The organism is Rhizobacter sp. P1_G5 (assembly GCF_056405435.1).
Window position 1 is genome coordinate 1 of the sequence record NZ_JBFUCB010000507.1, and the last position, 4,507, is coordinate 4,507.

Below are 4,507 nucleotides of genomic sequence, written 5' to 3' on the forward strand. Positions count from 1 at the left end.
GGGTGGCACCGATCGGCCAGGCCTACCGCGACCACGTGCTGCACGAGATCCCGCCGAACGGGCAGGGCATCGCGGCGCTGATCGCGCTGGGCATCCTGTCGAACTTCGACCTGGAGAGGCTGGCGGTCGACGGCGTCGATTCGCAGCACCTGCAGATCGAGGCGATGAAGCTCGCGTTCGCCGACGTGTACCGCTTCGTCGCCGAGCCGGCCAGCATGGAGGTGACGGCGGCGCAGCTGCTGGACGGCGCCTACCTCGCGTCGCGCGCGAAGCTGATCGACATGAAGCGCGCGCAGGATTTCGGCGCCGGCAACCCGGTGAAGGGCGGCACCATCTACCTGAGCGCGGCCGACGAGAGCGGCATGATGGTGAGCTTCATCCAGAGCAACTACATGGGCTTCGGCTCGGGCGTGGTGGTGCCGGGGTACGGGCTGTCGATGCAGAACCGCGGGCACGGCTTCAGCCTGGCCGACGGCAGCGCCAACCAGGTGGCACCGGGCAAGCGGCCGTTCCACACGATCATCCCGGCCTTCCTCACGCGCGACGGCCGTCCGCAGATGAGCTTCGGCGTGATGGGCGCCAACATGCAGCCGCAAGGCCACCTGCAGACGCTGGTGCGCATGCTCGACTACCGCCAGCACCCGCAGGCCGCCTGCGATGCGCCGCGCTGGCGCTTCAACCAGGGGCTGGAGATCAACGTCGAGCGTTCGATGAACCCGGCGACGGTGCAGGGCCTCGCCGAGCGCGGCCACCGCATGGAAGTCATCAACGACTCGTACCAGGATTTCGGCGCCGGCCAGTTCATCTGGCGGCTCGGCGACCCGGGCAGCGAAGGCTACGTGGCCGCGAGCGACGCGCGGCGGGACGGGCAGGCCGTGGTGTTCTGAACCTGCCGGATGGCCCCCATCCTCAACATTGAGGATCGGGGCCCGCGCCGCCGAGGCGCAAAATCCGGCACTGCAGTTCACCGGGCCTGTTCACGCGGGCCATGACGTGGAGCCCGCCATGGGACCGATCGCGTCGCGCGTGCCTCACCAGGGACGCCTTGCCGGGATGCCGCGCCACGTGGACGCGTCGTCGGCGCTTTGTCTGGCCGATCTGCATCGGTTGTCCATCTTTGGCGGGCATCGTCCCGCTTCGATGAAACCGATCCACCTTCTTGCCCGCCTCCTCGCTTCCCTGCTGTGCGCGGTGCTGATGCTCGCGGCCTTGCCCTCCACGGCGCAGCCTGCCGATCCGGCGCAGACCCCCTTGCTGCTTGCTGCGCGCAATGCGTCCGTCAACCACCGCATCGTGTACGACGGCGACCCACGCCGCCGCGAACCGGCTGCCCCCTGGGCCACGACCGACGAAGTGCGCGAGCGCGGCAGTGGCGACTGCGTGGACTACGCGATCGCGAAGTACTTCAGCCTGGTCGCCGCCGGCCTGCCGGCCGACCAGCTGCGCATCGCGTACGCCGAGGTCCGCATCGGCGGCCCGTCCGGGACGCGGCAGCGCCACATGGTGCTGGCCTGGCTGCCGCCCGGCGAGGCCGACGGCGATCCGCTGATCCTCGACAACCTGCTCGATGCCGTGCACCCGCTGTCGCGCCGGCCCGACCTGCAGGTGCTGATCAGCTTCAACGAAGCCGGCATCTGGCGCGGCCTGGAGCGTGGCGAGCCGGCGCGCGAGCCGCGGCGCATCACCGCGTGGGCGCGCGTGCTCGACCGCATGGCGGCCGCCGGGCCGGTCGCCGCCTACAGCCTCGACAGCACGCGCACCGTCACCGGATCGCGGTGATCGCGAAAGCCCATGCGCTGGTACAGCGCATGCGCCGCCTCGTTGCTGCACATCACGTGCAGGAAGGGCGTCTCGCCGCGCGTCACCTGCCGCCGCACGAGCTTGTTCATCAGCTGGCGCGCGAAGCCGCGCCCCTGGAACTCCGGGTGCGTGCAGACGCCGCTGATCTCGCGCAGCGTGCCGGCGTTGGAGCGCTCGCCGGCCATCGCGACCAGCCGGCCGCCGTCGAAGCAGCCGAAGTACTCGCCGAGCTCGATGGTGCGCGGCCCGAACGGGCCGGGGCGTGTCAGCGCGGCCAGCGCCATCGCCTGCGCGGCATGCTCGGGGCCGAGCCGGACCGCGTCGGGCAGCAGGTCGTCCGGCGGCGCATCGGCGTGCCAGACCATGCGGTGCATCGTCGTCTCGACGTGCAGCTGCCAGTCGCGTGGCACCGGCCCGCGCCAGTCGGCGATGTAGAGGTGTTCGCCGAGGTCGCAGTGCGGCGAGAGGCTGTCGAAGTCCGGCCGCGTCAGGTCGGCGAACGCGAAGATCGGCGACAGGCCGGGCGCATAACGCCGCGCGCGTGCCGAGCCGCTTGAAAAGCGCAGCTGCGGGCCGCTCAGCGCGTGCCAGAAGACGTTGTCGAGGTGGGATTCCATCTGTGAGTCCATCGGTTGACGATACGACATCGCGTGGCGTCCGCGCGGACGAGGGGCATGGCGGCGGGCCTCCTGACGCGCGGCCGAACACTCCTGACAATTTCGTGCGGGGTGCGCGCGTATCCTGCCGCGCTTGCCCTGCGCCTTCGTGCGCTGCCACCGCTGAAAGGACGCTGCACCATGATCCTGAACCGCACCCTGTGGGTCGCCATCCTCAGCGGCGTGCTGGCGCTGTTCCAGCCGCCCGTCGATGCTGCACCGGTCGCCGCCGATCCGGCCGCGGCGCTCGCGACACTGGCCCGTCAGTACCACGACGCACAGGCCCGGCTCGACCCGGGCTACACCGCGACGCTGGCCGGCGACAACCGCTTCGACGACCAGCCGCCGCTGTCGGTGCTGGACGCTCATGTCGAACGCTGGATCGCGAGCCGGCGCTGAGATCGCTGCCGAGAGCGGCGCTTCAGCGCACGCGTTCGCGCTGTGCCACCTGGGCCGTGGGCGCGACGGGCTGCATCGCGACGTGCCGCGGATCGTTCACGCGCAGCAGCTCGGCCAGCGCGGCGCGGCGCGACTCCTGGCCGGGCAGGCGGGCCAGGTTCTCCACCAGCAGCTGCGCCGCGAACACGGCGGATTCGCGGCGCGTGAGCGCGCGCAATGCGGTGACCGGCGCCGCCCCGCGCGGCCGGGTCGTGTCGGCCTTCAACTCGCCCGAGGCCGGGTCGAGGATGCGCAGCACGCCGCCTTCGTCGCGGTAGAGCACGCCCAGCTGCTGCGGCGAGGTCGCGAGGCTGATGTCCAGGCCGAGCCGCTGGCCGACGATCGTGACCAGCATCGCCATCGACACGCAGTTGCCGCGCCGCGTGACGAGGTGGGTGGCGAGCAGCTTGGTGGCGATGTCACGGCAGCCCGGGTCGTCGGTGGCGCGCAGGAAGGGGCGCTGGCCGTTCCAGTCGCCGGCGCGATAGAGGTAGGCGTGCAGCGCTTCGAAGCGCTCATGGCGGGTCGGCGCCGGCGGCAGCATCTCCAGCACCTGCCCGGCGATGGCGTCGAGCCGGCTGCGCATGGCGTCCAGGTCGATGCGTGGCTCGACCCGCTTGTCGATCGCCAGCTTGACCTCGCCGAGGTCGAGATCGGCCTCGGGGCGCTGCAGCCAGGCCTGGACGGCCTGCAGGTCGGCGTCGGGCGGCGGCTGCAGCTCGGCGTGACAGATCCAAAGTGGAGAGATCAATGAGGCCGACAACAACAACCAGCCCGCGAAGAGAAGAGGAGTCTTCGACATCGTGCGCACCCTGCGTTGAATGCTGGTGCGCACGCCCCTGCGTGCGCGTTGTGTGGCCAGCGGGTGGACGCTAGCCAGCGAGCTTGCAGTGAATGTGCAGAGAAGGCCGAGTGCTTTGGGAGATTTGTCCTTGTTCTGTCAATGATGCTGACGATCGGTCATGTGCCTACGGTGATGCAGGCAACTCCGGCACGCGCAACCAGCCGGCGATTCGCTCGAGACGCGCGGCGTCGCGGGTGCGCCGTGCCGACCAGGCCCGCCACTCTGCGCTCCATTGGTGCCGCAGCCATGCGGCGAGGATGAGCATGCACGACGCGAGCAGCACCGTTGACATGCCGAAGTGCCTGTCGAAGGCCCAGATCGCCACCGCCACGACCCCGCACATCAGCCACGGCCCCCACGACAGCACGGCGCCCACCGCGAGCAGCCGCCAATTCGGCAGCGGGGCCTGCGGCGGGCCGGTGTCCTCGAGCCGGTTGTCGTGCGTCACCTCGCTGCTCAGGGCCCACAGGATCGCGACCAGCAGCGCCGCGAGCAGGCACGCCATGACGCCGATGCGCCCCTCGGTCGTCGGCTTGGCGCCCGGCTTGGGCGGGTCGAGGCGATAGCCCACCTGGTCGCGTGCCTCCTCGAGATGGGCGATGTAGGCCGCGAGCCGGGCCGGCGGCACATGGTCGTCGAGGCTGCGGTAGTGGTACTTCATCAGCAGCGTGCGCTGGGTGGTGTCGACACCCGAGTCGGCGCTGAACTCGAAGGCCGGGTCGCTCACCTCGGTGTGCTCGGTCTTCAGCGCCCACCGGCCGGGCAGCAG

6 protein-coding genes are annotated in these 4,507 nt (G+C 70.7%); 3 read left to right on the forward strand and 3 right to left on the reverse strand.

What is annotated here, in order from left to right; translation table 11 throughout:
- Positions 1-887: gamma-glutamyltransferase family protein (locus AC1D12_RS25640; protein ID WP_477843736.1), on the forward strand; the 887-nt coding region annotated here is incomplete at its 5' end.
- A gap of 253 nt (positions 888-1,140) precedes the next feature.
- Positions 1,141-1,779: a transglutaminase-like cysteine peptidase gene (locus AC1D12_RS25645; RefSeq protein WP_477843738.1), complete on the forward strand. Its 639-nt coding sequence runs from the start codon at positions 1,141-1,143 to the stop codon at positions 1,777-1,779.
- Here the strand turns inward: AC1D12_RS25645 and AC1D12_RS25650 are convergent.
- Entirely contained in the window at positions 1,737-2,417 is a 681-nt protein-coding gene (locus AC1D12_RS25650; RefSeq protein ID WP_477843740.1) for a GNAT family N-acetyltransferase, read from the reverse strand. The genes AC1D12_RS25645 and AC1D12_RS25650 overlap by 43 nt on opposite strands.
- Positions 2,418-2,597: 180 nt before the next feature.
- Here AC1D12_RS25650 and AC1D12_RS25655 point away from each other — a divergent pair, with 180 nt between their 5' ends.
- Entirely contained in the window at positions 2,598-2,855 is a 258-nt protein-coding gene (locus AC1D12_RS25655) for a hypothetical protein (protein WP_465111865.1), read from the forward strand.
- A 22-nt stretch (positions 2,856-2,877) separates the two neighbouring features.
- On the opposite strand, the gene AC1D12_RS25660 is transcribed toward AC1D12_RS25655, so the two are convergent.
- The gene (locus AC1D12_RS25660; protein WP_477843742.1) at positions 2,878-3,645 is read right to left on the reverse strand and encodes a transglutaminase family protein; all 768 of its coding nucleotides are present in this window, start codon (positions 3,643-3,645) and stop codon (positions 2,878-2,880) included.
- A gap of 217 nt (positions 3,646-3,862) precedes the next feature.
- Positions 3,863-4,507, reverse strand: a 645-nt coding sequence (locus tag AC1D12_RS25665) for a hypothetical protein (protein WP_477843744.1), incomplete at its 5' end; no start/stop codon positions are given.